This window comes from Prevotella sp. LMAG:51, from assembly GCF_008680225.1.
Lineage (GTDB): Bacteria > Bacteroidota > Bacteroidia > Bacteroidales > Bacteroidaceae > Prevotella > Prevotella pectinovora.
In genome coordinates, this window is record NZ_NALQ01000022.1 from 199678 (window position 1) to 225360 (window position 25683).

Here is a 25683-nt window from a genome sequence, read left to right on the forward strand (position 1 = left end):
TTATTAAATTAATTAGTGAATAATAACTTCTGCAGTTGTACGATTATTAAATCTTATTTTCATACCGTCACGCAAAGGCATGATATCATCCTTCGCCAACTCATTAAGACGTCCGGAAGCAGTGAAAACCATCCAGTTGTTATCGGAAAGGTTTTGCAGGCCCAATTCTGTCCTGCCATCAGCTTTGCGTACACGAGCAACACCGACAGACTCATCGGAATCGTCTAAATACAGTTTCTTGTGACGTGTTAATGCATACTCTGTTCCATCTCCAAATTTCAACAACGCACCTATTTCTACAGGCTTTCCACAGAGTGGACACGTCAACGTTGAATGGATATCATCAACCATAAAGTCATGGTCTGTTCCTTTTGATTCTGGACACACAATCAGCTTGCGGCGAAGCTCAACGAAGAGATTCTTCCACTCACGATCGGTCATGCGACTCTCTGGGTGAAGGACACTTTCCTTGCCCAATGCCTTTTGGAATGCTTCCTTAAGGCTTTGAGGACACCAACCCCAACGCAAATGGGCATTATAGTGAATCTGGGGATGAGGACGGTTAGAGTTGTCTTCACGGTCCCAGGCAAAAATGGCGCCTTCACCATAGATGTTTCGTTCCACTTCATCAGTAAGACAAACATATTTCAATGTCGTCATTCCTTCAAAAGGATGGTCGAGCATGAAAAGGCGATACAGAACTATTGCCAAAGAGAAGACATCACTTTGGATGTTCGGTACACCTCCGTTAACGACCTCTGCAGCCATATACCGGCTTTTGCCTTTGATTCCTGACTCTGTACGATTTGCTGCAACATTGTCGTTGTCGCAAATAAGCAGATCTCCGTTTTCAGGATTGATAAAGAAATTACCTTCATTCAGGTCCTGATAGCTATAACCAGAAAGGTGCAGTCTCAGGAAACCATTGCAGATGTTGATGGCTGCATGAAGGACACTGTCATAATTCTTGAAACGGACCTTGGCCGTGAAGAAATCCCCCAGTTCATAATATCCTTTCGGACGGAGATGCATAACATATCCGAAACTCTCGTTTTGACGCTCGGTAATTCGAAGCGGCCATAGGAAGTTGGATGATGGTGGCGTACTATTGACATTACGCTGAAGGTTACGATAGAACAAATCGCCTTCATCCTTCAGATACCATTTGAGTGCTTCGTCTTTACCGTTGTAGTCAACTTGGTAAACAATACCTTGTCCACCTCTTCCTAATTCCTTCTTAATCGTGACCTTTCCACCCCCTTGAAGTGAAATGGTCTCACCAGTTCTTAACTCTGACATTTTTCTCTATTGTATATCAAATTAATAATCTCCAGCCTTAATGTCATCAAATTCATCGGCGCTCATACCGATTTCACCTGTATGGCCACAGTGATGGCAACTGAATAAAACTTCTTCCTCATCCCAACAAGAAAGCTTTCCGCATTTTCCGCAATGAACAAAACCTTTCCCACCGCAAAAAGGGCATCCCGGGTATTCTGGGTCAATTACGACTCTTCCCGAAATAGTCTCTTCTCCAAAATTCTCTCGTACTGCTTCATCCTCCGGGAGTTCAAAAGCCCAGTTCATGTGCCAGCCGTCATTCCTTCTTTCAGCTCTTATGCCATACATTTTACCTGTATGCTGGCATTTTGCTGGTACTATTACTACGTTATTTCTTCTCATCGCAATTATTTTTAAGTTTCTATAAGCATATCCCTGTGTCCTCAAAAAGATAAACACCCAGGGTCTTTTTTTTCATCTTATTCTTCTGAGTCCTCTGAATAAGTATCCCTCATCATAAAAAAAAGCAAACATCATTTCCTTCCTACTTTAGTTTTCCCCTTCTTCTGCCTATATCTCGTCAGCTATCTATTGATAACTCGGCTTAGAACTTCCTTGTATGCTATAGCCATTCTTCAGGCTAACCCACTGGCTGATAGCACTCGTTTACCTGTCAATGGACTTCCTGCGTTCTGCATACATCCTATTGGCAGCAAAATGATACGTTGCCTTCACGCTGTGTCCTTCTCCGTCCGATGGACATAACGTGTATTTACCGAGCGTTGGACTATCGGGCATCCTCCATTTCGTATCTGTCACTGAATTGTTCTTATTCCGACTTCCTCATTGATGACTTTTCCGGGCGAAGCGAGTCACACTTACTTTTTCCGTCGCAAAGTTAGTGCAAGCCGTATTCTGCAAGTACCAGGTGCCTTATTCCTCGAATTATTTCAAAAACTTTTTGCCGTCTGTACCAGCCAATAAAAACTTTTCCTGGCCCAAGGGTGAAATAATTCGGTAATTCCTTGCATTCCCATACTTCCCTTGCCAACTCTGATAGCAACGTAAAAAATAAATGTTTCACTACTAAAAATTCAAAACAATGAAAAAGATCGAGAACAATTTCGCAGTAACAGGTTTCGTAGGTAAGGATGCAGAAATCCGTCAGTTCACAACCGCTTCAGTAGCACGTTTCTCACTGGCTATCGGCCGTAACGAGAAGAACGGCGAGGAAAACAACCGCGTATCGGCTTTCGTCAATGTTGAAGCATGGCGCAAGAACGAGAACGCTACATCGTTCGACAAGCTCACCAAGGGTACCATGCTCACAGTCGAGGGCTACTTCAAGCCAGAGGAATGGAGCGACCAGGAAGGTGTCAAGCATCAGCGCGTGCTGCTGGTAGCCACCAAGTTCTATGAGACTCCCGACAAGGAGGAAGAAGCTCCGAAGGAGGAGAAGAAAACTTCAAAGAAGAAGGCCAAGTAAGCCTTCTTCTTCTCTCTGCGAAGCAGATTTCCTGAATAAAGGGAAAAGAATAATGTTAATCAAAATCAGTAAGGGCTATGTATTATCAAACTTGTTGCAGCCAGACCACCATTGACGAGTGGCAACAACTGATGAAGGGCGCAAGGAAAGCAAGTTACAAACGGCTTGTGCAAAGAGTAAAGCGCGAACTTCCCGACCTCTACAAAGCATTGGCTTTGAACTTCTACAATCCCTATTGGGAACAATGCAAACAAACCAAAACACATTATATTCTGGTGAGTTCAGCAATAGAGTATTTTATCCATAAATAATAGGTAACGACGAGACCAACCATCCGTCAATTAACTTCAAGCAATATGATTTACACTCACACTATCGGACGCATCGGCAAGGATTGCCAGGTCATCACAGGAACACACGGAACATTCATGGCAGTGGATATTGCCGTCGATGATTATTCCAGAGGTCAAAACATCACTACATGGGTAAGGGTACGCAGCAGCAGGGAGAACCATGTCCGTCTGGCTGAATACCTCACCAAGGGCAGGCTTATTCTCGTGGAGGGAACTATCTCCACATCACAGTGGAAAGACCGCCAAGGCGAGAGCCACACGCAAATCTCTATCAATGCGGACAGCATCGCTTTCGTCAATGCAGGGAAGAAAGAGGAGCAGAACGACAACCCGAAGAAGGCTGCCAAGAAAGGGGCAAAGGCGAAGAACACGCCCCAGCCACCGCAGGACGCTCCAGCACCTGACGAGAAGGACATGCCATTCTAACGAAGAAAGGAGGATGCAATGAGATACGCAAGGCTATTTGTTCCCTATCGTGGATATTGGGACATCAGCGTGGATTTGGATAGCATAGACGGTGGCTATCATGGCTATCAGTACACCTGCATCGTATTAGGCAGTGGAGCAGAAATAACCTGCTATAGGGATGAATTTGAATTTGTAGACTAATAAAGGTCAGTGAATATGGATTGGCACATCGTATATGCAAAGTTTGACGGATGCAAAGGCTTCAAGGCTTTTGACGTTAACGAGGGAAGGCAAGTTGGAAATTTGATTTACGCTTCTCTGATGGAGAACACGGAGGACACCCGGAAGAAACTACAGAAGCTGGCAGACTTGAACAAGGAGTATCACCTTGTGCTGCAACTTCGCAGGAATGGCAGAGTGTGCTTCCAGACAAAGTAAAAGGTAACGGGCAGACTAACCATCTGCCCACAATTTCTAATCATTATGGCAAAGCAAAAGACTGAAAACGAAGAGTACAAAAGACTCTTGGAAAAACACAAGGCTCTTGACGACCTCACGGATGAAGCTCTTGACACCCGCAGGGAGTGGTTCATTCAAGAGGTCATCAACCACTATGACATGGTGGAGATAGGAACGCTCTACTTCGGTGATATGGCTATCGACGTGGAGAGCGTCTACTATGACAAAACGGAGCATCGCCTGATGGTTCATATCTCCAGCAAGGAAATGGAGGGTGACATCATCTACACATCCCTGCAGAGGGAAAAGCAAGGCAAACTGGTAGAACTGGTATTCGAGGAAATGAAGTGCCTCGAAGAAGGACCGACGTTGCTGGGCATGATGATTGACGGAAACAACATCTTGTATCGAAACGTCTTCATCAAGGAGCTGAATGCCGAAGTCAAGGTGACGACCGAAGTGGTTTTTGAAGCACATATAGAGGAAGGCAGCCCCGATCACGACAAGTTCTATTGCTATGTACCGGCAGAGGAGTTCTTCAAACTCAATGACATTGATTTTGAGAAATACGTCAACAAGAATTTCTAAAGGCAACGGGCAGACTAACCACCTGCCCACAATTCTTTATAACTATGGACAGTGTGACTGACAAGAAAAAGGATCAGATTAAGGCTCTGATTGAAAAAATGAAGCAGGAAGGAAAACCCATAGATTGGGCTACCATTGTACTGTGCTGAAGCCAGCGAGTCCTGCCCAACCAGGCAGGACTTATTCATTCTCCTCTCATGGCGCATATCCCTCAGAAAGTGTCCTACGTCGGTGAAGCACAGCTGCACTGACGTAGGACACCTTCTTCGGGATGGGCAAACACGAAACGACAGGCTTCATCAGTCGAGAATGATCTCCGCCGGAGTACATGCTCTTCATCTGAATCCCGTCCATTCGTCTTTTGTTTGCCCTGCTATGCCATTGACCTCATTCTTCGCTTCTGCTCTCAGGGTATCAAAGAACTACGCCCACCCAAAAGCGGAACGGCAGGGCTGGTTTTGCTATTGAGCCGATGGCACGATAGCAGAACGGATGAACGGCGAGAGGACAGAGACCTTTCTCCCTGGCATCCACAGGGCTGACTACATTCTTCGCCAGCTCAGTTTGATGTCCTTTCCGAAATGGTCTTTGTCCACTTGCTTTGACGTTCATCTGGCAGCCGTACCGTTGCCGCTACCCCACCGTCATTCATGTATGACTTAATTTGCATCCTGCAATTCAACCGTTCAGTTTCATCTTCTTCATTACTTTCGATTGATCATATCGGCTTTGTATAGCTGGGGAATCATTTTTCTGCGAAGTTACCTTGGATTTGTCAAACTGCAAGGCGTGTCCTGTGAACAATCTTCCTTTAGGCAAATATTGCTTAAAGAGTATTCTTCACGACAGTCTTGCCTTATTTGCCCTATCCGCACTTCTGAAAGCAGAAAAATCTTCCCGCAACACAGGCTGAAAGGCTTTGATAAAAGGGAAATAAAAATTTCAAGCAATATGGCAACAACGCAATTCAACAACCGACTGATTACTCCAGAGCTGACCGAGGCACTGAGCAGTTATCCCCTGTATTCTCAGGACGCGAAGAAGAAGGATGCTCTTTGCATCGCAGTGTTTTACCTTGGCAATATCCGCTGGTACATCATGGAAGGACAGCAGGAAGGCAATGACTTCACGCTCTATGGCATCGTTACTGGACTGCATGAGACGGAGTACGGCTACCAGTCTGCAACCGAAATGGCAAGTATCACCTATGATGCGAGCGAGTACGGACTTGGCACGTTGAGGATTGAGCAGGACAAGGATTTCAAGCCTTGCACCCTTGGAGAGATTGAGGACGCTGAACTGCAAGCGTTTCTCTCACGGCTTTATGACAAAGACTAATGTATAACCCTTAAACATTTCAGATTATGAAGATTATCGTAATGGACAGCGCAAATGTGCGCATCGAGGTTCTGAACGTAGCCGACCACCTGCTGGAGGACGAGATTGAATTGTTCCTTTCCGAACACAGCTATTCGTTGAACAACATTTCTTGGATGGCAGCTCCCATCGACTATGTGCCGGTGCAGTTCCATGAGTATGACACCGACAAGGAGAACGGCGAGGAGGTTCACGCCACACGTAGCGCACGACTGAAGGACTTCTCCATCTATGACAGTGTGCAGGAGGTGAAGCACCGTGAGCAGGAGGAACTTGCAGCAGCCCTTCATCTGCATGGCGAAAAGGTGGATGATGGCTATGAGTGGCACTTCGAGGGTGAATGTCCCATCGTAGCGGCATACGACTATGACGAGCCTTGTGACGTGGTTATCCTTTCTGTCAGAGTGAACCAGGATGGAGACCTCACCATCATAGGCGACGAGAAGAACGACCGGGGCAATGAGCATGAGATTGAGGCAGACGACATATTCGCAGGACACATGGACTTCATCACTTCGGAGATTGGAGATTAAACAACATCGGGAATAGGTGGCAAGAGTGCTGCCTATTCCCAATAATACCAAAGCAATATGAGACAGATATTTGTTGTTTACGAGACTGACGCATGGCACAGCACAAGTCATCGGGAATGTGCTGGCGTATTCACCAGCAAATGGGCAGCAGTGAATGCCATCGTGAAGAACCACCGCATAGAACTGGACGAGTTCTTTGACGAGGACGAGATTAAAAAGACTTCCAAACGGGTACTTGAAGCCGAAGCAAGGCGCAGGCTACGCAAGGAACTTGAATTTGCCTATCAGACGCAGGGCTATGAGACTAACTACGACATCGAGGTATGGAATATCAATGAATGGTATCTGATAAAGTATTAGGCGATATGACGAACAGAGAGCGAAAATCAATGATTGAGCAATGGGTCACAGAGATTAACCCAAAAGCCGTCCTTCGTGCTGCCGATGCACGATGTGGGGCAAGGTATGCTGTCTATGTAGTACCAGCACCAGGAGAGTTCGGGACACGATGCACGGACTACCTGCCATTGGAGCAACTGGAGCAGTACCTGTTAGGTGTGTTCTATGCCAATGAGTTCAACGAACGGATAGGAAGAAAGGCATGATGCCTTCTCTGGCGGCTTCGCCCTTCGGGTTCACGGATCCGAAGGGCGAAACAGACCTTTATAATCTCCTTGACAGGTCAATACCCTTGTACTATACATGAACCGAAGTTCATCAGATGGTTTCACCTATCTCCATGTCGGACAAGTGACAGCGGAAAGTTTTTTCTGCGAAGTTAATGCGTCCACGTCAAATAGCAAGTCGTGCTTCGTGGACAATCTTCCTTTTCGCTGAAAAGAGTATTCTTCACGGCAGACTTGCCTTATTGCCGCTCCCGCACTTCTGGGTGCAGAAAAAATCTTCCCTGGTCACAGTCCGAAAGGATTTAATGAAAGGGAAATAAAAAATTCGAGCGCAATGAATATGGTCAAGGTTTTCATCAAGGGTCAAGAGGACAAGGAACTCAGCTGCTTCCTCCGTTACTATCCAACTCGCATCAAGAATGTGGGCATAGATGCTTTGTTCGACAGGCAGACCATCTTTGATTTCAAGGACGGATGCAACCAGCCGCAAGTGGCTCAGTTCGTGGCAAAGGAACTTGTAAGGAAGTTCGGGCGCAAGATTGGAAAGGTGGTTTTCTCATGCGTCCCTGCCAGCAGCCAAGAGCGCAACGAGGAACGGAACAAGGCATTTTCCGCACTTGTATGTCAGTTGTCGGGTGCCATCGATGACTTTTCTCATGTCAAGGTGTCTGGAGAGCGGTCTGCCGTTCATGGAACCAAGATGAAGAAAGAGGTCAGAGCCAAGCGACTTGAAGAAAGCAACACCATAGAGGTTGATGCAAGTTTTTTTCGCAACAAGATAGTGTGTGTATGGGATGATGTGGTTACTACGGGAACATCTTTCTGTGCCTATGCAGCGCAGTTGGAGAGAGTCGGAGCACATGTGACCAATGGCATCTTCCTCGGAAAGACTTCATATAGATATGTACCAACTTATTGATGATTATATGGAACAGAGAAAATTTAGCCGGGCGGCAACAGCCGCCTTCACGGGGCATCGCTTCGTCGATGCTTCATTGAGAGAGCACGTCAAGAAGAGGTTGACAAGAGCTGTTCTTGATGCTTATGGGAATGGCATCCGAAACTTCATATCCGGCTTTGCCATTGGATTTGACATGATGGCGGCTGAGGTGGTAGTGTCATTGAAGCAGATCTATCCAGACATCATATTGACAGCTGCTGTCCCCTTCAAGGGACAAGCCGCTCGTTTCGGCTTCTATGACCGAAAACGATATGACAGGTTGCTGGAGGTGGCTGATGAAGTGATTGTGCTCAGTGAGAGATATTATCCAAGGTGTTTCCTGGACAGGGATGAGTTCATGGTGAACAATTCCTCACTGCTCATAGGCTATTATGATGGCCGCGAGAAAGGAGGAACATTCTACACCATCCGTATGGCAATGGCTCAGAACATCCCTATAGTGAATGTGTTTTGATAACTAAATGTATGATTTATGAGTGATATTGGAAGCATTATCATCATCGTCATAGTCTTCCGCATCATCTTCCTCGTGCTTGGCGCATGGTGGAGAGGTGATAGCCGGAATGACTTTAGACGTGACAGATAGCAGTCTGGCTAAGAGCCACACTACTCTTCTTTGATGTCATCAGGCCACCAGAACTGTTGCAGTTCGTGGGTGATGTCATCCCAATCCTTCATGGTGAACGTACCTTCGCCCATCATCATAATGGTCATGGTGATGTCGTCGTAGGTACGATAGACATTTGTGTCCCTAAACCCGTTACGCAGGTAGAAAGCATGGCGACGTTTGCGCTGCTCTATGTTCTCACAGACTTGCATAGGACTTTCCATATCCAAGAAACAAGTCAGATTTTTTTCAATCAGTATTCTTCTAACTTTATTACATTAAAATAATCCCAAATGCACGGAATGTCTTTTGAAAGAAAGTTTAAAAACGATTCTATTTCATCAGGATCTTTACAGGGTATGTTAAAACCTTGTTGATGGATAAAATCACATAGTTTTCCATTTATATATCTAGTCTGCATTTGATGGTGACCTGCCAAGTTGTAATCGAGCATTAGATCTTTCATGGCAACTTCCAACATTATACTACTGACATTGAAAGCTGTTACATGTTTTCCTGTCTTTGGATGCTTAGTATGTTCCTCCTCCAACACGACAAAAAATTTAATACGTCTTTCCGCAAGGTCTTCGTCATTGACTTTTTGACGCATTATCTCTCTGAAAGGATGACCATCGCCCCATAGAGCTTTGGTTAGTAGTGAAGAGGTTTCATTAATGGCTTCTTCCATTGACGGAGCCTGCCAATTGTCAAACACAGATTTTGTCATTCCTATTCTTTTTATCATAGCTCTTTTAACTTTTATTTTTCTTGATGTAAATGGCCTGATAGCTTGTCTTATAACTTGCAATCTTCATGAAACCTATGCCATGAATGGTTTTACACTGATGTCAAGTAATTTCCAATGATCCCAACAGAACTGGGGAGTGCTAGTTCAAGATAGTATCTCCAAATGTTAAATTATCAATTTCCTCAACTTCGTCAGCTATGTAAAAACATGATGGGCAGAAAGAATTCGGTACATAAAGAAGTTTCTTCCTGTCTTTGCTATAACGCACATGATGTTCATCTTCAATAAGTTCATCCTCATCCTTGTCTATCTCTTGGGTCCCATCATAACGAATTTTCCACACCTTGTACTTTAAAGGATAGTTGTAAGTATTAAGAAGATCATGATGATTAATCATGCTACAAGGTATATCTAAATATCTAAGTCGGTAGCAGTTTTTGAAAGCGCCAGGTGCAATCCACAAAGTATCTTCTTTTATTGAATATCGAGGAACATCAGGGATTTGTATGATTGTACTACCTGATGGGGTATATATGGCATCTTTAGAGGTTAATTCTGCATCAATAGCACACATTATGCTTTCTAAACTGACAGACATAATATCAAGAGCATGAATTAGAGATGCCATTTCAAACATATCGGTGGCAAAATAATATACATGTGGATCTTTCAGGTCAAGAGCATCGACAATGAAATGATTCAGGGCAAAGAAATTATCGCAATGTTCCCGAAACCATTCAAGTCTAATAGAAGTCGGATTGTCAATGGTGTAATCAAGTACTATTTGGGTAATTTCGCCAGCAATTACATTATATGAAAGGCTGAATGATGTATGAACAGCTTCTCCATAATTTTGAAAAAAAGAATGCTCCAAGCGGTTATTGATACGCTCTGATATCGCGATACTCAAAGATTTTTCGCGAAATTCGCCATAAGTGAGCCCTTGTGTACTTACAATTTTCTTCATCTTAAACAGTTATAATATGACTAAGCCGATTCTTTATTTATAGAATTAGGATTCAGCATAAATATTTTCTTCCATTACTTTATAGTATTCATGAACAAGACTTCTATAACCTAAGTCCTTTATCATATCATATTTAAAACTGTATCTTTTGTTTGTTCTTTTCTCTGTCGCAATGTACCTTATGCATTCTTGCATATAATGGTCAAGCATACTAATTGTTTCGGTCGTATTTATTATTGGGAAAAACCATCGTGTCCAAGTTAGTTCAGAGGTTATGGGGTTATCATACAATTTTTTATTAAATGCTTTAACAAAAGCTTTTGCAGCATAAATATTTTCTATATGTTTCCGGTTCTTCCATCTTAGTAATGCCCTGCTTTTGCGCCACATCTTTTTCTTCAGTTTCTTGGCTGAGATAGGAGAAATGTCAAATATCCCATCATGATATGATACACCAAGGAAGTCCCACTGCTCATGAGGATTTGAAAAAGACTCTTTTTCACAGTTAACAGACAAATGCATATCCGCAAGGTAGGAATGAATATATGTAACGTAATTTTGCCTTTCTAAATCACTATTTGCAAAAACAATCATATCATCAGAATAACGTGCATACCGATTCCCATTATTATAGAAATACCAGTCTAACTGACATAAATAGACATTGGCCAGAAATGAGGAGAGTGGAACTCCAGCCATAATGCCTTTTTTTTCATATATGATATCGCCATTAGGCGTCACTGCTCGCGAATCTGTTAATAATCTTTCAATAAAAGAATAAGCATCAATATCATCTTTCATAATCTCCTTCAGATTAGGCAGCAAGATATTTATGTCTACAGAATTAAAGTAGTCGTGAATATCTACTTTATAGACATATTTATTAGAGAGATGACGATCTCTTCTTAAATAATCAATTGCTTTCTTGACTCCATGTTTAGCACGAAAAGAATAAAGATTCTTTGCAAAAATGTAGTCATATTGCCTTATCAATAGGTATGTTAATAGCTTTAGTACATAGTTCTCTTCTCTAGAAAAAGAATAAACAATTCTTTTTTTAGAGCTGTATTGCTTGCTGATAATCTTTTTTAAAGGAGGAAGAAAATTCTCTTTGTTCTTAATTCTATCAGCAATTTTGATATACTCCCTATTATGGACAAAAGAAGATAAATCCTCAATTTGTCCTTTATCCATATTCTTCGTTGTTATCTTCTCTTCTAGAAAAGACAGCCAAATTTCATGACATGTTAACTTATCAATTACACTCATAACTAAAAAAAACGGCACCTCAAAGTGAGAGGCACATGAGGTGCCGGGAAACTCAAGGAATTATTAAATCCCGATCGTTCGGGATACGAGACCGTACATGCAGAGTTTACCTGCAAAAACTTTTTTATTTCTGCATGCTGGGCCCATCACAGGTACCACAAGGCATCCTTCAGTTTTTTATAAATATTGACTGATTTTATCTACCAACCAATCCTTGCAGAAATCAACGGACTCTTGAGAAACAGGACCATTTGTAACTGTGCTCCACCCTTGAACCCAATCAGCATAATAGCCGTCTGCAAACACTCTCACATATCCTATTTCATTTTTTCTACATGCATCAGCAGTTTCTATAACATGAGTAGCATTATATCCATTTGATGTAACCGCTACAACTGCTACAACGGGAGTTCCATCTTTCTTAAAAAGGAAATGAATAGGCAATGCTTCTTTATTGACGCTGGAGTCAAACTCTGATGGATGAACCATATAAGACACATCTGCATTTGGAAGTCTCTCTTCAATTACTTCTGCAATCTTCAGTGTTGCAACAGCAAGAGACTTCAACGACTCTTTCGGATATGATGCATTTGCCGCTTTTTTAATTTCATTCAAGGGAAGTTTGGCTATTTCACTTTGTTCTCTTTTTTTGGGGGGAGTAGTTGTAACTATAGAAAATGTCTTCTTGGGAACTGTCACCAACCTTTTTTTTGACTTCGGACTAAGTAACGTAAAATCCCACTCATTGGAACGGAACGTATGTGTAGTGCATGAGATAGAAAATGGAATTTCTTCACACGCGAGCAACTCAGGTTTCTTATTAGTTTGATCCCACGCTATTAAGACCAATGTCTCTTCCCATTTGGCCTTATGGTTTAATATGTCAGCGTAAGGAATAAAGAATTTATAATCAGCCCATACTGTTGAAGATAAGCGAGGCTTACAGATTTCAGCATAGAGACAATTTTGTGGAGACCTAGTCACTTCTTTGGTAGCAGGATTCATATATTTCCTACCTCCAGGTGTTTTTAAACAACTGGTATCTCCATTTTTAGGAATACAATACGCAGAAAGGTTCAGTTTACGTCCTATCATTCTACTTGCCACCATTTTTAATACTACTTCAAAGCCTAAGACACTTTTTTCTTTTACGTTCTTATTAATTTGAATATTAGATAATTCAACAGAAGGAACTGTCATCAATGCCAAATGATTAACTTCTTCCGGATCAGCTCCCAATGACAAAGCTTTACTAAGACATTCTTTTGCTTTTTCGGCATCATATTGGAGGCTTTTGCCCCTATAGTCCCATCCAAGATATGCTTCTGCCAATCGCAAACACGCCCATTCATTATCTTGATTGGCGGATTTTTCAAGCCAGACAATTCCTTCTTTTAGATTTTGTTTTACACCCCATGCATTTAATAAACAATTACCATAATTGCCTTGAGCGCGTGCATTACCTTTTTTTGCAAGTTCTTTATATATTGCGACCGCTTCTTTCTGTTTTCCTTCGTCAAGAAGAGAATTTGCCATGTTTATATCTTCGTCTTCTTGAAAAGAAATCATGTCTTCTTTTATGTCAATTGCATCCTCAATGCCAAGTTCTGAAGCTTTTGAAAATAGTTCCTCCGCCTTCTTTAAGTCTTTCTTAACTCCATTTCCTTCGCGATAGCAAATTCCAAGATTTCGATATGCCCATGGATTATCCTGCTCCATGGCTTTCTTATACCATTTGATTGCCTCTTTGTAGTCATTCTCTATATCGGCATAAAGTACTCCTAATTTGTTTTGTGCTTCAGCATTACCTAATTCAGCAGCTTTAAGATACCACATTTTCGCCTTGTTAAAATCAACTAGGTTTTCTTGGTAATATTCGCCCAAATCGCACATGGCATCTACATAGCCCTGTTCTGCAGCTTTTTTAAACCATTCAGCGGCTTGCTCTATATCGGTCTCTGTCCCGTAACCATTCTTGTAACAGCACCCCAGATTGTACATTCCAACATCTGAGCCTTTCTTTGCTGCTTCATTGAACCAATAGAATGACTGCTCAGGATTCTCATCAATTCCTTCATCACCCATGAAAATAAAGCCAATTTGATTCATAGCTGTTTCATCACCAAGTGCAGCCGCCATCTTATAGTTTTCCAATGCGCGGTTAACATCCTTTTCAATTCCCCACCCATTTAAATATAATGATCCTAAAACAAGGTAGCCACCACATTCATCATCTTCAGCCGCAATAGTTGCATAATCAAAAGCTTTCTTGTAATCACATTTCTCTGTGCTACATGCATACAGCTCCGCAAGTAGTTGTGCTGCGTCACCATTCTCATATTCTTTGTAATACTCTAGCATACGCTTCTCTGCTTCGCTATGGTCCTGTTCAAGTAGAGGTTCTGCACCCATATAATAAAAAAATCCTATTAGATAGTAGGCAAATTTATCTCCTGCTCCTTCGGCTTCTTTTAATAAATTGAATGCTTTGAAGGCTGTATCCTCATTCTTGGCATCACTCATAAGAATACCTCCCAAAAGCATCTTTGCTTCTGCAATATCCTGATTGGCAAATAACGTTAGTTCCTCTATTGCCACATCACGTTCTTCTTGTGGAATAGTACGAGGGAAACCTTTCTTATCGTAATACTTGGCAAAACGAGGATCTTTTTCATTAAAAGTGCGTTCTACTGATTTCGGATTTGATGTTTCCTCCACTGGAGCTATTTGTTCTGTAAGTTTAGTCCCGCATTCTGGACAGAACTTACCAGATTTTGCTTTGTATCCACAAGACGGACACACTAGTTCTGGAGTAACTTCTTGAAGTTTTCCTCCACACTCTTGGCAAAATTTGCCAGACTCATACTGCCTTCCGCAGTCTGGACACACTAATTTCATAATTGTATCTGATTATAATTTGTTTATTTAAACTTCTTTAATTTCGATTTCCATACATCAGCCAACATGGCATTGCCTTTTTGGACATATAAATCAACCATCATCTGCACAAAAATTGGATTCTTTTTGAAATCGTCATCAATTTTAATGCGACGTTCTGCCTCGTCTAAGTCCTGGGGGACTACTTTACCATAAAGGTAAAAGTAAGCCATAAATGCACCTGCTACGTATATACCATGTTCTGAGGCTGTCTTTATGGCGTCATATGCCAACCTGAGATTTGAAGCGCTCGTATTTTCCTGTATATAGAGTTGTCCTAGAAGAAATTGCACTTGATAGTTGTTTTTGGGTGCGGTTAATAAGACAGATTTCAATTCGGCTAATCCTGAAGCGTCAAGTTTACGCAAATATCCAAATTCGTCGATATAAGGCAGCATTAACTGTGTGTCAAATTTCGTTATAGCAGAAGCTTGTTTAGTGCTTTCTTCTGCAATACGTTCTGCTTCTGCCTTCCGCTTCTTCTCTTTAGCAATACGTTTGGCTTCTGCCTCTTCCTGCTTTTTCTTTTCTTCAGCTAATCGTTCAGCTTCTTCCTGACGTTTCTTTTCATCGGCAAGGCGTTTTGCTTCAGCTTCTTCCTTCAATCGCTTCCGCTCCAAGTTATATGAGTTTATTTCAGCAAATAGATTACTTGCGTAAAACACACCATCTTTTTTCATTTGCTTCAATTCCTCAGGAGATAACATATCCCCATACATTAATGTATATAAGCATGTCGCAAGATTCGAAAGATATGGTGAATGTTCACCGCCAATGTTATCAAAAAGGGATTTTGCCGTATCTATGTCTTTATCTATGAGTGCATTTACGGAGGCAAGTATAAATACATTCTCTTGAGGGATAGTATCTATCCATTTGTCACCAACATCAGCAACTAAAATTTCTGACTTTTCTATATTACCTAATCGGCGATAAGCTATGGAAGACCAAAAGGTCTGCCAGTATTTATCTTCGTAATGACTTTCGTATTCTGCCACACATTCTTTGGGATGGAGGACAGCCTGGAGCATATAATATGTAAATTGTATCTCCTCTGCTGAATAGCGCTGAACCATTGCTTTCAGTTGAGCCATCAAACGACCAACCAAATCAAGACGGTTTGCAATGATGGCCGTTTTGATATTGTTATAAGTAATCTGATGTACAGGTGACAAAGAGGATGACTTTCTCTCAGAACGTTTAGCTACATCAGACAAAATCTTATTGGCAGAGTTTTCGTCAAGCCCTAATCGGTATCGTAAATCATCCAGCTTGCGCTTACCCTCAGAGGTCATTATGCCATTGCTATATACTTTGAGGCATTCTTCACGGAAAGCAAGCTCCTTTTCGTGTTTAAGTTCCTCAGGGGTCTTTTCGCGCTCAACTTGGGTGATATTATTCGTAATAACATTATGTGAGTCAACATTACTTGTGGTAGTATTGACTGTGTTATTACTTACTGAGTGGTTATCAGACATGTTGACACCACCAGAGATGGCGTTGGCATCACCCAGATTTAGACTAAAACCTGCAGGTTGCTGTGGTTTAGTAATCAAGGCTGTTCCATCTAATGGACAAGCCATGAACTCATCAGGCCACTCTTTATTACATTTAGGACATATTTTCATTGTTGACTAATAATTCTATGTTATCTTCTGATAAAATGTTCAAATGGGCAGGATGTCCCTCGTAAGAGCCAAAATATCCTTCATATGTGCCGAGAGTATCCTTGATTTTACAATCACCAATTATGTATTCTTTACCACTTGAGTCCATGACTTTAAAGCATAAAGAATCGCCTTCTATTCCTTTGTTAATGATTTTTACTTTCATTGAAATATATGATTTACCTAGATTCTAATACTTCTATAATATTACCATTTTTATCCGTCTGAACAATATAGAACTCAGGATACATTTGATTCTTTTTTGAATATGTCAAGTTGTACGATTGCTGACCATTATACTCAACGGATTCTATTCGAGTAAGATTATCTTCATCAAGCCCAAGCTTGTCATAAAGCAGAGTGCGAACCTTTTCATCTAACAACTTTAAATTATTATCTACGAGTAATCTTGCTCGATTGAGCACGCCATCAATTCCCTGCTCAAATCTATCAAACTCCGTTTTATAGTTCACATCAGGAAGTTCTTTAGGTTCTACTGAGAATGACTTAAAAGACTCCTTTAATTGACGAGTAACATCCTGAGGGGAAAGGAAAAGTGTCGGACATCCAAATAGATTGAACTGGTTTAGTGTAAGAAACACTAAATCCTTGTTCTCGTATTTAGCACGATAATTCAGGTAATCAATCTTAGCATGCAAAAGAGCATAACCAGCTGGCTCTCCTTGAATAAGATAGCAAGCATAAAGTTTTAACATTGCTTCAGCATATCCCGCTGGCATCAAGAGGTCAACGGCACTAACACTTTCGTTGATATGATCTGTTGCAGAGCCACTTCCTATTACATTGCTGCACATGCTGCAAGTGCATGAGCCTGTAAATAGAAGAACATTACTTTCGTAGAAAGCAGTAAGGAGCATAGAATCTTCGCGGTCATACACTTCATAATCAGATACGGAACCATCATTGTTGTCAAAATAATATTGGCCATATCGAGCACCATAGCATGGGAATGCATTTATTATGGGAACTTGTAATAGTTTCATAAGTTCTGTTGTCATTCCCCAATATGCCGTTCTGTTCTCAGCACCAAGATAACCAGACATGCTCTTGTTAGGTGAACCATGCAAGTTTATAAAGAGCATATCTGTTTTTTCAAGATATTGTTTGTATTGCTCTACATTTTCATTGCTGAGATATTCTTCACCCAGCACATCTAATGTGGGACAAAGAAACATATTGTCCTTTGTGAGTATACCATCATTCTCTAATTGTTGTTGTGGCAACTTAGCCATAACATCAGCGGATGTCCAAGTCCAGTCATTTCTATCCGTTTTCCCTGAATTAGAGGTCATCATGGCATAGGTAAACGGGATTCCGTATTCTAATGAATCAAGTGCACGTTGGAAATATGCGCCCAGATCTTGCTCAATTGTAGAATCAAGAGTTCCTTTACCAACATAATCAAGTGGAAGACGTGCGACATTGAAAATGGCATCTTTTATTGATACCCTCTTCCATGCGTAATCTATAGGGAAACAATATAGCAAATCGGAGTCTTCAATGGTTTTAATATCATGTCCGATAGAAGCATAAAAGTCAGGCATCGGAATGACATCACTACCTCCAATTATAAATAGAGGTGTGTTTGCAGATTTTTCCATGCCAACTCCATCTGCATAGTCTGAAAGTAATTGGGCATAATCTATCCACGACGCATCTTGCTCTAATGCTCCATCCATGTCCTTTGCTCCCAAGTCGATTAGTTCCCATTGAAAGCCTTGAATGTCAAAAGACTTAGCTGCAAACTCTTGAATTAAACCGAGTACATCTTGGGACGTGGTATTCTTGTATTTGTTGGCAATTAGGCGGGTATTAGTCAAGATGATACCATCAGCTACTTTGTTTGAAGAACGGTGCGGAGAAAACTCATCGTGATTAACTAGGACTCCTATTGATGCTTTTTCTTCTGTAGGGCTTATTGGTGTTTGTTTCTGACCACGGGCACGCAAAAGATACTCGTCAAGTTTGCTGGTAGGACGAGAATTATCAACATCAGAACGAATTCCATGTTGTAAATGTAGCCAGCCTGTTTGACACTGGCTACATTTACTACCACCCATGTTATAACCATTGCCAGGCCCAGAATGACTGCCAAAGCAATTCATACAGATACGATATCCACATGTATCACAGACATACCAGGTCCAATCCTCGACGTATTGATGCCCACATTTCTGGCATGGAATAAACATTGACATAATTATCTCTTTTTATGAACCACCATATTTTTTCTCCAAGAATGGAAGGAGTTCGTCAACTTCTGCAACTGTTAGTGACTCTCCGTTAACTTCCAATTCTGTTTCTGGATCAATAGTGCCATTAAGTATAAGGTTTCCTATTTCCTTTAAAGTGTAATCTGCCCCAAAGTCTGGTAAATAGTAAGGAGCTTTTTCTTTGGATTCTTTTTCCACCTTCCCCGTTTTTGCAGCTGCTTTTATTTCTTCTTGGGTTATCTTGGTGGTGTAGTTAAGCGCCTTGTCCTGAGCAGTATCTGTACGCTTTTGCTCATGTTCCATTTGCTTGTGATACTCATCCTTCATAGCTTCTGTTTGAGCAAGACGTGCTCCTGCAACATTCTGAAGTGCATCAAGACTTGCTTGCTGCTGGGCTGCTTGACCTGCTGCCATGTTAGTTGCCATAGTTGCATTGGTCTGCATAGCTCCTTGCATCATTTCCATCATCTGCTTCATCATTGCAGCTTGCTGAGCCTGATTAGAAGAACTGCTTTCTGCTTGCATCTGAAGCATACGCTCATACATCTCGCGTTCTTTTTCAGTACCTTTACCTGCAGCTAAGGATTCTGCAAATGCCTTTTGAGCTGCAGCGTCCATGCCAGATATACCAGTAGCCATCAGTTGTTCTGCAGTCATATTTTGCTGAGCTGCAATACGAGCCATCTCCTCTTGGTGCTTTTTCTCAGCCATTTCTTGCTCATGCTGTTGCATTGATTGCATATTTTGACGAGCAATCTCTGCTTTTTGGCGTAAGATATCCATCTCGATCTGGCTTCGCTCCTTCTCTATACCAAGACCATCTTTTGCCGCTCTATGTGTACGTTCATATTCTGCATCCTTCTGACGCTGTTCGAAGTCAAAATCTTTTTCGCGACGAGTGTCTGAAAAATCTGCATCTTTCTCACGACGAACATCTTGGTATTCGTCCTGTCGGCGTGCCGATGCCAAATCATGTTCTTGTTCTGCGTCTTCAAGTTGGAATTGACGAACTTGGTCTTTACGTAGTTCGTCAAACCGAACGTCATTCAACTCTGCTTCTGCAAGAAGTTTACTCTTGTGTAACTGTAAATCAAGTTGAACACGAGACATTTCTGTTCGATTAGCAGCTCTTAACTGGAACTCAGCAGACACTTGGTCTCGATCGAACTTTTTGTCACGAATGCTTGTTTCAAGAGCGTCTAATTCATCTTCACTAATAAGCCGATTGCCTTTAAGTTTCAGAAGTGCAGCAAGTTCTTCATTTTCGGTCTGAGCTTCACGAATGCGTTTCTGGCTTTGAAGAAGTTCAACAAAGGCTTCCATCTCATCCTCATGGATAAGTTGATCATTATTGATCTTATCAAGCTCTTTGCGAAGATCAAGTTCATTCTTTGCTTCTGTGATTCTCTGTTGATTTTCGACTGATTGCAGGCGATTCTTAAATTCATTGGTTCGGCTCAGATAGTCTATTTCCTTATCAGTGCAAAACAGTTTCTCCTCAATAGCGCGAAAACGTTCAAATGCTTCGTTCTGAGTAGTTATATCCAGGACATTACTAATTGCAATGCCGTGAAGCAAATCCTTACTTTGTGCAATCAACTCATAGCTAATGGATGCCATCAACTCCTGAGGAAGCAAATCTCCATCTGCGTTATAATTCTGCATTAAACGCTGGAGAGTTGTTCGCATAAACGTATTGAGGGCAATCCTCAAGTCGTTTACTGAATACGAATTACGATCCATCAGGTAGGTTGTACGGAACTCATGGAAATCATAAATACGAGCTTCCATAGCCACTGCCACATCAACAGTCAACGATTGCGTACGAATTTTAAAAGGAGCAAACTCCATGGTGTTGCTTCCATCTTCAGCGGCTACGGGGCGTATGCCCATGGTGAAATTAACAACACCATCTCGCTTAAGTACTACAGAAACTACAGAAGTTGAAGTGATACGGCGAATATGTTCCCGCATTCGTTCTTTGTCTTTCTTCCGCTCCTCTCGAATCGCGTCATGACTATGATAGAAGAAATGAGCTACGCTTCTGCCGATGCGGCCAAGTTTCTGAACAAGTCCTTCTTTCGCACGGATATCTGCATCTTCTTCAATTTTTTCTTTATGAGCACTATTATGTACTTTTTCTGTTGCAAACGTATAAACGCCACCTTCCATTTCGGCAGCTTGAACGCCATCAATGAACAAGACAGCTGTTACGCCTTCCTGTACGTATACACCGTCCGCATCAGACATCTCAATAAATTCTTGAGCTGGGATGTTACGGGCAATCTGACCGGGAGCAATAGTCCATGAAACATAGTGTTTCTTATGATCCTTACCAACTGACAAAACATTCACATCTGCTTTTCCTTTTGTCGAAACAGATGCTTGAGACGAGGTTGCAGAAGGCGTTGTTGCTTGTGAAGGCTTTTCTTGTTGGTGTGAAGAAGTTGGAATAGCAACGTGCGATGAAGTATTCATAGGATGAGCATCGGCTAATATACTGACATCGTTCCCTTGCTCTCTCCACTTGTTAATCAAACGAGCACTATCATTCGGATTCTTTTTGGCGTATTCTTTAAACTTTTCCGGGTCTTTCATCGCTTTAGGATAAGACCAGAAAATACCCGTAAACAACTTGGTGTCTGGAGTCTGCTGTGGTTCATTACTTTTTGATGTTTCTGCGGTGGAAACATTCAATGGTTGTTTGCACTTCGGACAAACTTTGTACATTGGAAGGATTCTGTCGAATCCGCACTTCGGACATTTCATATTATAATTTAATATTATTTTTGATTAGTAGGTAATAGAAGATCTTGAATATTCATTTCTAAAGCATTGGCAATATCCAACAATGTATCCATACTAGGTTGAATAGTGTTAGTACACCATTTGGACACTGTTGCAGGATTTTTGCCAATTTGTTCTGCCAACCATTTTGAAGTACGTTTTTTCTCTGCCAATACTACTTTTATTCGATTAACTTCTTTCATTCTTAAGTAAATTTAATTGCTTTTTGTGCAAAGATACAACATTTATTTGAATAAACAAAATATTGGGCTGGAAAATAATAAATTTTTATATTTATCTTTAAAACGAGATGTGTTTTAATTAATCACTTTCAAACAAGATCAATAATCACGTAAACATTACTATGCAAATCTGTTTTGGGATTTGTCATTTCACTTGCTTATCGAATATACTTATCGAATATAGTTGTATAAGCGTAGTCGGGTATATCTCCATTTGCCAAACAGCTTTTTTCATTGTTCAGGTTCCATAACTCAGTAGCATATTGGTAATTGTTTTCGAAACGAGGACTTCTGCATGGTTCTGCCATAAAACATGCCAACTGCTGTAGCTCCGTATCAGATAAAACCTTACAGTCCTTATGAGAATGGAGACAATAATGGTTCGACTTTAACAGAATCGGGGTGTCAGTCTCTGTATAAATGTTCCTTATATGGAAATGGGGAACTTGGCATTCGTCATCAGTCCTGATATATGCTTCATACATCCTTCCCTTACCGAAAAATCCAATGCGAGCAATATTACAGCGTTCCTGTTGTGGCACATTTGCCATAGCTTGTTCTTGCGACATATTATTCCCTTATTCTTTTTTACTGAAATATTTCGTAATCAAATTGAAGTTGATGTCCTCTTCGTCAGGGAACGTCAGTTTTACCTTCTCATGATGGTAACAACTGATTTTGAAAAACAAGTCGTTGATATGCTTTTTCAACGGTGTCAGCCGACGTTGGTATGATACGTTGTCTATGCGTCCCCGCTTCAAACTTGCCTTCAGGTCTTTCTTCTCTGCTTTCAGTGCGTCAATCTCCTTGGTGACTTGGGCCTCGAAGGCCTCGCAGTCGGCATACACTTGGCGCATTTCCTCCGCGTTGTACCTTGTCAGTGCGTCTTCGTACTTGTCGTGCCACCTGTTGCATTCTTCTTTTATCGCCTCTATACGTTTGTTGAGGCGTTCAATCTCGCGTTTCATGAACTGCACGTCAATCATGACCGAAAAGTCAGCCTTGCTGTTGTCGTCTTCTTGATGCAAGATGTCGAGCACATTCTGAAGTGTGTAGGCTTGATAGAGTTGTTTGGCCTCGGTATAACGTTGGTTGAGTTGCATAAACGGGCCCCAATGGCGGCCGAACGACGACAGACTTACGGTTTCAGTCTTTCCGTCCTCACGCACGGCACTGCAACAGTTGCGCCCGCTCAGCGGACTGCCTGCCAATTGATAGACAAGGCTTCGACAACCTTTCTTGTCTGTGCGCATGGCTTCTTTTACCAGTCCCCACCATTCAAGATATACGCCTAAAGTGGGTTTGCGGAATCCCGATGTGCCCGTATAGGCAATGCCGTTCTGAATGGCCACGGGACAAAGGAACATGCGGCTGTCGCTCAGGATGCGCTCTTTGTGTGCCAACAGATAGAAGGCATTGCTAATGAAGAGTTGCCTTTGCTCCACGACAGTCGCCGACGGGTTAGGCACAGGGGTAGGCTTATGTCTGCCAATGATGAGATACTGCCCTGTTCGGTCCAACTCAAGAGAGTCGGATTCTATCTTCTCAGGTTTCTGTTCCGCAAGCGGATAACAGTCGAGCACGCGACCGTCGGTAAGGATGATTTTGCCCTCAGGGAATAGTCCCTTAACTTCTTTGAAAGGTTCTGCTACTATACTCATAACTATTATATATTTCTCTGCTTCAACAGCAGACTTAAAAGTTTCTCCATCAGTTCATTCACACTCCTTTTATGTCTTTTGTCACGACTCAGCTGTAGGGTGCCTGCTTTCATATAAGCCTTCTTGTTGACCTCCAGCATCATCGACTGATACAGGAACGGGCTCACTGGCGTCTCAGAGTTGCTATACGGCTCATTGATGCCTACTCGATAGCCACTGTCCTCGAATAGGTTGACAGCCAATTCTATCGTAGTCTTGTCGGCCTTAGACCAGTCTTCGTTAAAACCGATGCATATATCCACATCGCTCATTTCGTGGGGAAATGAATGGCAATCCAATAATAAGGCTCCCTCGCAGAGATGCCCACTTAGGCGTTGCTGGTGCCAATGCCATAAGTCAAGAAGCTGGGCTTCGGCTTCTTCGGGAACAAGGCGGGTGTAACCGCCAAAACATTTATATACGAAGCCTTGACCACTCTGCTCCAATGGGTCATTCCATAGTCGCTCGGCATCCACGATGAACCTGGAATACGGAAACCTGACGGTTCTGACATTCTCGTCCCTAAAACCATGAAAGAGATAATCGGTGTGCCAGTCAGTCCACTTCAGCACAATGTCATTGATAAAACGGTCGTCAATATTCCAGAAACTCAGTCGTTCGTCGTAAAGCCCCTCGACAGAGGCGTGGGGCTCGTTAAGTACAATTCGTTCGTATTGCATGTCGTTTGCGTTTTTATTGTTTGAATCCTTTTTTATGCTGATGGCTGTGCTATCATTGCAAGAGCGTCAGCCTGTTCCCCCTTTGCTGTAAGGGGAGGACTCTTATTGTTATTCTTCGACTAATTTCAGATTGTCAAACCTGTTGTTTTGCTTGTCGCCGTCGATATGGCACACTCGGTGGCCCTGTGGGATTTCGCCCTGAAAAGCTTCCCACACCAATTCGCATACTCGACGCTCGGTGTCGTAGACAATGGTGTACACCTCACCGTCAGCCTTTACATAGAGCTCTCCTTCCTCGTGCCCGTTCTGTTGATTGTTACGTTTCTTGGGACTAATTACTTTGTAGTGAGGTATATGACTGTTGTCAAGTGTCTCGTCTAACGCCAAAATGCCGTTATCAAATACGGGGTTCTTCTCGTGCCAAGGAGTCAACCACACATAGGTCTTTTCTATCAAATGATGAATTTGCACAATGCGTTCTATGCCGCATAATGATTTCTTTATCTCAAGATAGGTTCCATTGTCGTCTCCTTGAATATGAACTCGCCTGATGTCCATGATGTCGTTTTTCAAGAGGCACTTTAACTCGCTGAATCGCTCTTCGCGTGGACGTTCCATATAGTCGCAGTCATAGATGTCAATGACTAAATCATAGCAATTCTTCCTTTTGTAGAAAATCCAATAATCGTTTGTCATATTTGCTGTTTGAATATATTTAAAAAGTTAATCGTTCACCAAGCAGGTAGATATTCGACCGATTCAGCAGGTCGTAGTCGATAGGAGGTTTGTTACCCCCTATAAGGCAATCACGGCAAATCATAAGAATCTTACCCATATTGTTCTGCCCCCTCCACTCGCCGACATTTTTCAGCAGCTCACGTTCACGCTTCAGTTTTTGCCTCCATTCTTTCGGGTCTTGCCCTTCACGACGGCGGATAAAGTCTTCCCGAAGTTTCTTTTCTCGGTTACATCGCTCTACATTTAGACACCCCCAAAAAGTGGCATTTTGGTAATCGTCTCCTGTCTTGTCCCGGACCAGTGTAACACATTGTGGAACGCTGCACAGCATACGGCGGAAGTCGGCGTTACACATGCATTTCTGCCACGTCACAAACAACATCCACTGAAGCTGGAAAGCTGGGAAGTCGTTCCGTATTTTTCTGCAATTCAATGCGGTGACGAACCTATAACAAGCCCAACTGCTTCGCTCTTGCAGAATGGAGTTTTGAATGCGAAGGTGATCTTCAGTGTTGTTTGACCATTCGCCACACATAAAAAGACGTATGCTTTCGATAAAGGTATGCCCGTTGAAGTCGAAAGGGAATCCCTCTGCAGTGTTGCAGAAATTAAGATGAATGCCATTTACAATGGTTCGCAGGATATCATACGTCCAAATTTGTGGAGAGATTCCGTACTTCTCCTCACGACCTAATACAATATTATTCATGCTGCTATAATGTATTGGTTAAAAGAAAGTTCCTTACCTAAGACGTTGATGTGCTTACTGTTCAGCAAGGCATAGTCGATGCTTGGTTCACGGCCATATTCAAAAGCCTCCTTGCAAGCCATGAGTTTTTTCCACATGAAATCCAGCATAGAAACATTGTAAGTCTCTACGCCACTAAAAGCCGAAATGTAATTTTGAATGTTCATATTCTATTTTAATTAACTATAAATAACCATGTTAATTCACATCATTTTCCCACCGTGGCGAATATGTTGCTCGGTTGGGGCAGCTCAAAGGCTGTCTCTTGATGCTGTCAAATTCTCAAA

General features: G+C 42.0%; 28 protein-coding genes and 1 riboswitch. Of the genes, 10 read left to right on the forward strand and 18 right to left on the reverse strand.

What is annotated here, in order from left to right; all coding sequences use genetic code 11:
• Positions 1–12: 12 nt before the first annotated feature.
• Both CCC32_RS08380 and CCC32_RS08385 read right to left on the reverse strand, forming a co-directional pair.
• On the reverse strand, positions 13–1299 hold the full coding sequence (locus CCC32_RS08380) for a serine/threonine protein kinase (RefSeq protein WP_287073659.1): 1287 nt from the start codon (positions 1297–1299) through the stop codon (positions 13–15).
• A gap of 21 nt (positions 1300–1320) precedes the next feature.
• Positions 1321–1683 carry a TerY-C metal binding domain-containing protein gene (locus CCC32_RS08385; protein ID WP_287073661.1) on the reverse strand — a complete coding sequence of 121 codons (363 nt, stop codon included), beginning with the start codon at positions 1681–1683 and terminating at the stop codon, positions 1321–1323.
• Positions 1684–2383: 700 nt separating this feature from the next.
• On the opposite strand from CCC32_RS08385, the gene CCC32_RS08390 reads away from it, so the two are divergent.
• The 5 genes from CCC32_RS08390 (at position 2384) to CCC32_RS08410 (ending at position 4575) form a co-directional block, all read left to right on the forward strand.
• Complete coding sequence (locus CCC32_RS08390) at positions 2384–2767, forward strand: single-stranded DNA-binding protein (protein WP_022149279.1); 384 nt, start codon at positions 2384–2386, stop codon at positions 2765–2767.
• Between the two features lie 356 nt (positions 2768–3123).
• Positions 3124–3546 (forward strand): single-stranded DNA-binding protein, encoded by a 423-nt coding sequence (locus CCC32_RS08395; protein ID WP_287073665.1) that lies wholly within the window; start codon positions 3124–3126, stop codon positions 3544–3546.
• A gap of 18 nt (positions 3547–3564) precedes the next feature.
• Entirely contained in the window at positions 3565–3729 is a 165-nt protein-coding gene (locus CCC32_RS08400; RefSeq protein ID WP_158216533.1) for a hypothetical protein, read from the forward strand.
• A 15-nt stretch (positions 3730–3744) separates the two neighbouring features.
• The gene (locus CCC32_RS08405) at positions 3745–3966 is read left to right on the forward strand and encodes a hypothetical protein (RefSeq protein ID WP_287073669.1); all 222 of its coding nucleotides are present in this window, start codon (positions 3745–3747) and stop codon (positions 3964–3966) included.
• Positions 3967–4011: 45 nt separating this feature from the next.
• Positions 4012–4575, forward strand: a complete 564-nt coding sequence (locus tag CCC32_RS08410; RefSeq protein ID WP_287073671.1) for a hypothetical protein — start codon at positions 4012–4014, stop codon at positions 4573–4575.
• A 414-nt stretch (positions 4576–4989) separates the two neighbouring features.
• Here CCC32_RS08410 and CCC32_RS08415 read toward each other — a convergent pair whose 3' ends face one another.
• Complete coding sequence (locus tag CCC32_RS08415) at positions 4990–5187, reverse strand: hypothetical protein (protein WP_287073673.1); 198 nt, start codon at positions 5185–5187, stop codon at positions 4990–4992.
• A gap of 339 nt (positions 5188–5526) precedes the next feature.
• Here CCC32_RS08415 and CCC32_RS08420 point away from each other — a divergent pair, with 339 nt between their 5' ends.
• From CCC32_RS08420 to CCC32_RS08440, 5 genes are all read left to right on the forward strand, one after another.
• Positions 5527–5913 carry a hypothetical protein gene (locus CCC32_RS08420; protein WP_287073676.1) on the forward strand — a complete coding sequence of 129 codons (387 nt, stop codon included), beginning with the start codon at positions 5527–5529 and terminating at the stop codon, positions 5911–5913.
• Positions 5914–5939: 26 nt separating this feature from the next.
• Positions 5940–6485, forward strand: coding sequence for a hypothetical protein (locus tag CCC32_RS08425; RefSeq protein ID WP_287073678.1), 546 nt, complete (start codon positions 5940–5942; stop codon positions 6483–6485).
• Between the two features lie 57 nt (positions 6486–6542).
• Positions 6543–6845 (forward strand): hypothetical protein, encoded by a 303-nt coding sequence (locus CCC32_RS08430; RefSeq protein ID WP_287073680.1) that lies wholly within the window; start codon positions 6543–6545, stop codon positions 6843–6845.
• 600 nt (positions 6846–7445) lie between these two features.
• Complete coding sequence (locus CCC32_RS08435; protein WP_287073681.1) at positions 7446–8030, forward strand: type I phosphoribosyltransferase; 585 nt, start codon at positions 7446–7448, stop codon at positions 8028–8030.
• A 7-nt stretch (positions 8031–8037) separates the two neighbouring features.
• A complete protein-coding gene (locus CCC32_RS08440) occupies positions 8038–8526 on the forward strand; it encodes an SLOG family protein (protein ID WP_287073683.1) in 489 nt (162 codons plus the stop codon).
• Positions 8527–8678: 152 nt separating this feature from the next.
• Here CCC32_RS08440 and CCC32_RS08445 read toward each other — a convergent pair whose 3' ends face one another.
• The 15 genes from CCC32_RS08445 to CCC32_RS08515 form a co-directional block, all read right to left on the reverse strand.
• Positions 8679–8903: a hypothetical protein gene (locus CCC32_RS08445; RefSeq protein ID WP_052485504.1), complete on the reverse strand. Its 225-nt coding sequence runs from the start codon at positions 8901–8903 to the stop codon at positions 8679–8681.
• Between the two features lie 29 nt (positions 8904–8932).
• Positions 8933–9424, reverse strand: coding sequence for a hypothetical protein (locus tag CCC32_RS08450; protein ID WP_287073686.1), 492 nt, complete (start codon positions 9422–9424; stop codon positions 8933–8935).
• Positions 9425–9566: 142 nt separating this feature from the next.
• Positions 9567–10394, reverse strand: a complete 828-nt coding sequence (locus CCC32_RS08455) for a hypothetical protein (protein WP_287073688.1) — start codon at positions 10392–10394, stop codon at positions 9567–9569.
• Between the two features lie 45 nt (positions 10395–10439).
• Positions 10440–11588, reverse strand: a complete 1149-nt coding sequence (locus CCC32_RS08460; RefSeq protein ID WP_287073690.1) for a reverse transcriptase domain-containing protein — start codon at positions 11586–11588, stop codon at positions 10440–10442.
• A 252-nt stretch (positions 11589–11840) separates the two neighbouring features.
• On the reverse strand, positions 11841–14561 hold the full coding sequence (locus tag CCC32_RS08465) for a double zinc ribbon domain-containing protein (RefSeq protein WP_287073692.1): 2721 nt from the start codon (positions 14559–14561) through the stop codon (positions 11841–11843).
• A gap of 23 nt (positions 14562–14584) precedes the next feature.
• Complete coding sequence (locus CCC32_RS08470) at positions 14585–16228, reverse strand: hypothetical protein (RefSeq protein WP_287073694.1); 1644 nt, start codon at positions 16226–16228, stop codon at positions 14585–14587.
• Positions 16212–16433, reverse strand: a complete 222-nt coding sequence (locus CCC32_RS08475) for a hypothetical protein (protein WP_044072073.1) — start codon at positions 16431–16433, stop codon at positions 16212–16214. Before CCC32_RS08475 ends, CCC32_RS08470 begins: the two co-directional genes overlap by 17 nt.
• A 13-nt stretch (positions 16434–16446) precedes the next feature.
• Positions 16447–18393 carry a hypothetical protein gene (locus CCC32_RS08480; protein WP_287073697.1) on the reverse strand — a complete coding sequence of 649 codons (1947 nt, stop codon included), beginning with the start codon at positions 18391–18393 and terminating at the stop codon, positions 16447–16449.
• A 105-nt stretch (positions 18394–18498) separates the two neighbouring features.
• Positions 18499–21231, reverse strand: coding sequence for a coiled-coil domain-containing protein (locus CCC32_RS08485; protein WP_287073699.1), 2733 nt, complete (start codon positions 21229–21231; stop codon positions 18499–18501).
• Positions 21232–21284: 53 nt separating this feature from the next.
• Entirely contained in the window at positions 21285–21491 is a 207-nt protein-coding gene (locus CCC32_RS08490) for a helix-turn-helix transcriptional regulator (protein WP_042519859.1), read from the reverse strand.
• A gap of 617 nt (positions 21492–22108) precedes the next feature.
• The gene (locus tag CCC32_RS08495; protein ID WP_287073702.1) at positions 22109–23191 is read right to left on the reverse strand and encodes a hypothetical protein; all 1083 of its coding nucleotides are present in this window, start codon (positions 23189–23191) and stop codon (positions 22109–22111) included.
• A gap of 5 nt (positions 23192–23196) precedes the next feature.
• On the reverse strand, positions 23197–23910 hold the full coding sequence (locus CCC32_RS08500; RefSeq protein WP_287073704.1) for an N-formylglutamate amidohydrolase: 714 nt from the start codon (positions 23908–23910) through the stop codon (positions 23197–23199).
• Positions 23911–24018: 108 nt separating this feature from the next.
• Positions 24019–24606: an HNH endonuclease signature motif containing protein gene (locus tag CCC32_RS08505; RefSeq protein ID WP_287073706.1), complete on the reverse strand. Its 588-nt coding sequence runs from the start codon at positions 24604–24606 to the stop codon at positions 24019–24021.
• Between the two features lie 19 nt (positions 24607–24625).
• Complete coding sequence (locus CCC32_RS08510) at positions 24626–25357, reverse strand: NADAR family protein (protein ID WP_287073712.1); 732 nt, start codon at positions 25355–25357, stop codon at positions 24626–24628.
• On the reverse strand, positions 25354–25563 hold the full coding sequence (locus CCC32_RS08515) for a hypothetical protein (RefSeq protein WP_042519854.1): 210 nt from the start codon (positions 25561–25563) through the stop codon (positions 25354–25356). The genes CCC32_RS08510 and CCC32_RS08515 overlap by 4 nt, the downstream gene beginning before the upstream one ends.
• Positions 25562–25673, reverse strand: a riboswitch (SAM-I-IV-variant riboswitch). (Overlaps the previous gene by 2 nt.)
• Positions 25674–25683: the final 10 nt, after the last annotated feature.

What these genes read in the sequence shown, in the direction of transcription:
- CCC32_RS08380 (WP_287073659.1), bottom strand. Translation starts at nt 1,299, where the DNA reads ATGTCAGAGTTAAGAACTGGTGAGACCATTTCACTTCAAGGGGGTGGA.
- CCC32_RS08385 (WP_287073661.1), bottom strand. Translation starts at nt 1,683, where the DNA reads ATGAGAAGAAATAACGTAGTAATAGTACCAGCAAAATGCCAGCATACA.
- CCC32_RS08390 (WP_022149279.1), top strand. Translation starts at nt 2,384, where the DNA reads ATGAAAAAGATCGAGAACAATTTCGCAGTAACAGGTTTCGTAGGTAAG.
- CCC32_RS08395 (WP_287073665.1), top strand. Translation starts at nt 3,124, where the DNA reads ATGATTTACACTCACACTATCGGACGCATCGGCAAGGATTGCCAGGTC.
- CCC32_RS08400 (WP_158216533.1), top strand. Translation starts at nt 3,565, where the DNA reads ATGAGATACGCAAGGCTATTTGTTCCCTATCGTGGATATTGGGACATC.
- CCC32_RS08405 (WP_287073669.1), top strand. Translation starts at nt 3,745, where the DNA reads ATGGATTGGCACATCGTATATGCAAAGTTTGACGGATGCAAAGGCTTC.
- CCC32_RS08410 (WP_287073671.1), top strand. Translation starts at nt 4,012, where the DNA reads ATGGCAAAGCAAAAGACTGAAAACGAAGAGTACAAAAGACTCTTGGAA.
- CCC32_RS08415 (WP_287073673.1), bottom strand. Translation starts at nt 5,187, where the DNA reads ATGAACGTCAAAGCAAGTGGACAAAGACCATTTCGGAAAGGACATCAA.
- CCC32_RS08420 (WP_287073676.1), top strand. Translation starts at nt 5,527, where the DNA reads ATGGCAACAACGCAATTCAACAACCGACTGATTACTCCAGAGCTGACC.
- CCC32_RS08425 (WP_287073678.1), top strand. Translation starts at nt 5,940, where the DNA reads ATGAAGATTATCGTAATGGACAGCGCAAATGTGCGCATCGAGGTTCTG.
- CCC32_RS08430 (WP_287073680.1), top strand. Translation starts at nt 6,543, where the DNA reads ATGAGACAGATATTTGTTGTTTACGAGACTGACGCATGGCACAGCACA.
- CCC32_RS08435 (WP_287073681.1), top strand. Translation starts at nt 7,446, where the DNA reads ATGAATATGGTCAAGGTTTTCATCAAGGGTCAAGAGGACAAGGAACTC.
- CCC32_RS08440 (WP_287073683.1), top strand. Translation starts at nt 8,038, where the DNA reads ATGGAACAGAGAAAATTTAGCCGGGCGGCAACAGCCGCCTTCACGGGG.
- CCC32_RS08445 (WP_052485504.1), bottom strand. Translation starts at nt 8,903, where the DNA reads ATGGAAAGTCCTATGCAAGTCTGTGAGAACATAGAGCAGCGCAAACGT.
- CCC32_RS08450 (WP_287073686.1), bottom strand. Translation starts at nt 9,424, where the DNA reads ATGATAAAAAGAATAGGAATGACAAAATCTGTGTTTGACAATTGGCAG.
- CCC32_RS08455 (WP_287073688.1), bottom strand. Translation starts at nt 10,394, where the DNA reads ATGAAGAAAATTGTAAGTACACAAGGGCTCACTTATGGCGAATTTCGC.
- CCC32_RS08460 (WP_287073690.1), bottom strand. Translation starts at nt 11,588, where the DNA reads ATGGATAAAGGACAAATTGAGGATTTATCTTCTTTTGTCCATAATAGG.
- CCC32_RS08465 (WP_287073692.1), bottom strand. Translation starts at nt 14,561, where the DNA reads ATGAAATTAGTGTGTCCAGACTGCGGAAGGCAGTATGAGTCTGGCAAA.
- CCC32_RS08470 (WP_287073694.1), bottom strand. Translation starts at nt 16,228, where the DNA reads ATGAAAATATGTCCTAAATGTAATAAAGAGTGGCCTGATGAGTTCATG.
- CCC32_RS08475 (WP_044072073.1), bottom strand. Translation starts at nt 16,433, where the DNA reads ATGAAAGTAAAAATCATTAACAAAGGAATAGAAGGCGATTCTTTATGC.
- CCC32_RS08480 (WP_287073697.1), bottom strand. Translation starts at nt 18,393, where the DNA reads ATGAATTGCTTTGGCAGTCATTCTGGGCCTGGCAATGGTTATAACATG.
- CCC32_RS08485 (WP_287073699.1), bottom strand. Translation starts at nt 21,231, where the DNA reads ATGTACAAAGTTTGTCCGAAGTGCAAACAACCATTGAATGTTTCCACC.
- CCC32_RS08490 (WP_042519859.1), bottom strand. Translation starts at nt 21,491, where the DNA reads ATGAAAGAAGTTAATCGAATAAAAGTAGTATTGGCAGAGAAAAAACGT.
- CCC32_RS08495 (WP_287073702.1), bottom strand. Translation starts at nt 23,191, where the DNA reads ATGAGTATAGTAGCAGAACCTTTCAAAGAAGTTAAGGGACTATTCCCT.
- CCC32_RS08500 (WP_287073704.1), bottom strand. Translation starts at nt 23,910, where the DNA reads ATGCAATACGAACGAATTGTACTTAACGAGCCCCACGCCTCTGTCGAG.
- CCC32_RS08505 (WP_287073706.1), bottom strand. Translation starts at nt 24,606, where the DNA reads ATGACAAACGATTATTGGATTTTCTACAAAAGGAAGAATTGCTATGAT.
- CCC32_RS08510 (WP_287073712.1), bottom strand. Translation starts at nt 25,357, where the DNA reads ATGAATAATATTGTATTAGGTCGTGAGGAGAAGTACGGAATCTCTCCA.
- CCC32_RS08515 (WP_042519854.1), bottom strand. Translation starts at nt 25,563, where the DNA reads ATGAACATTCAAAATTACATTTCGGCTTTTAGTGGCGTAGAGACTTAC.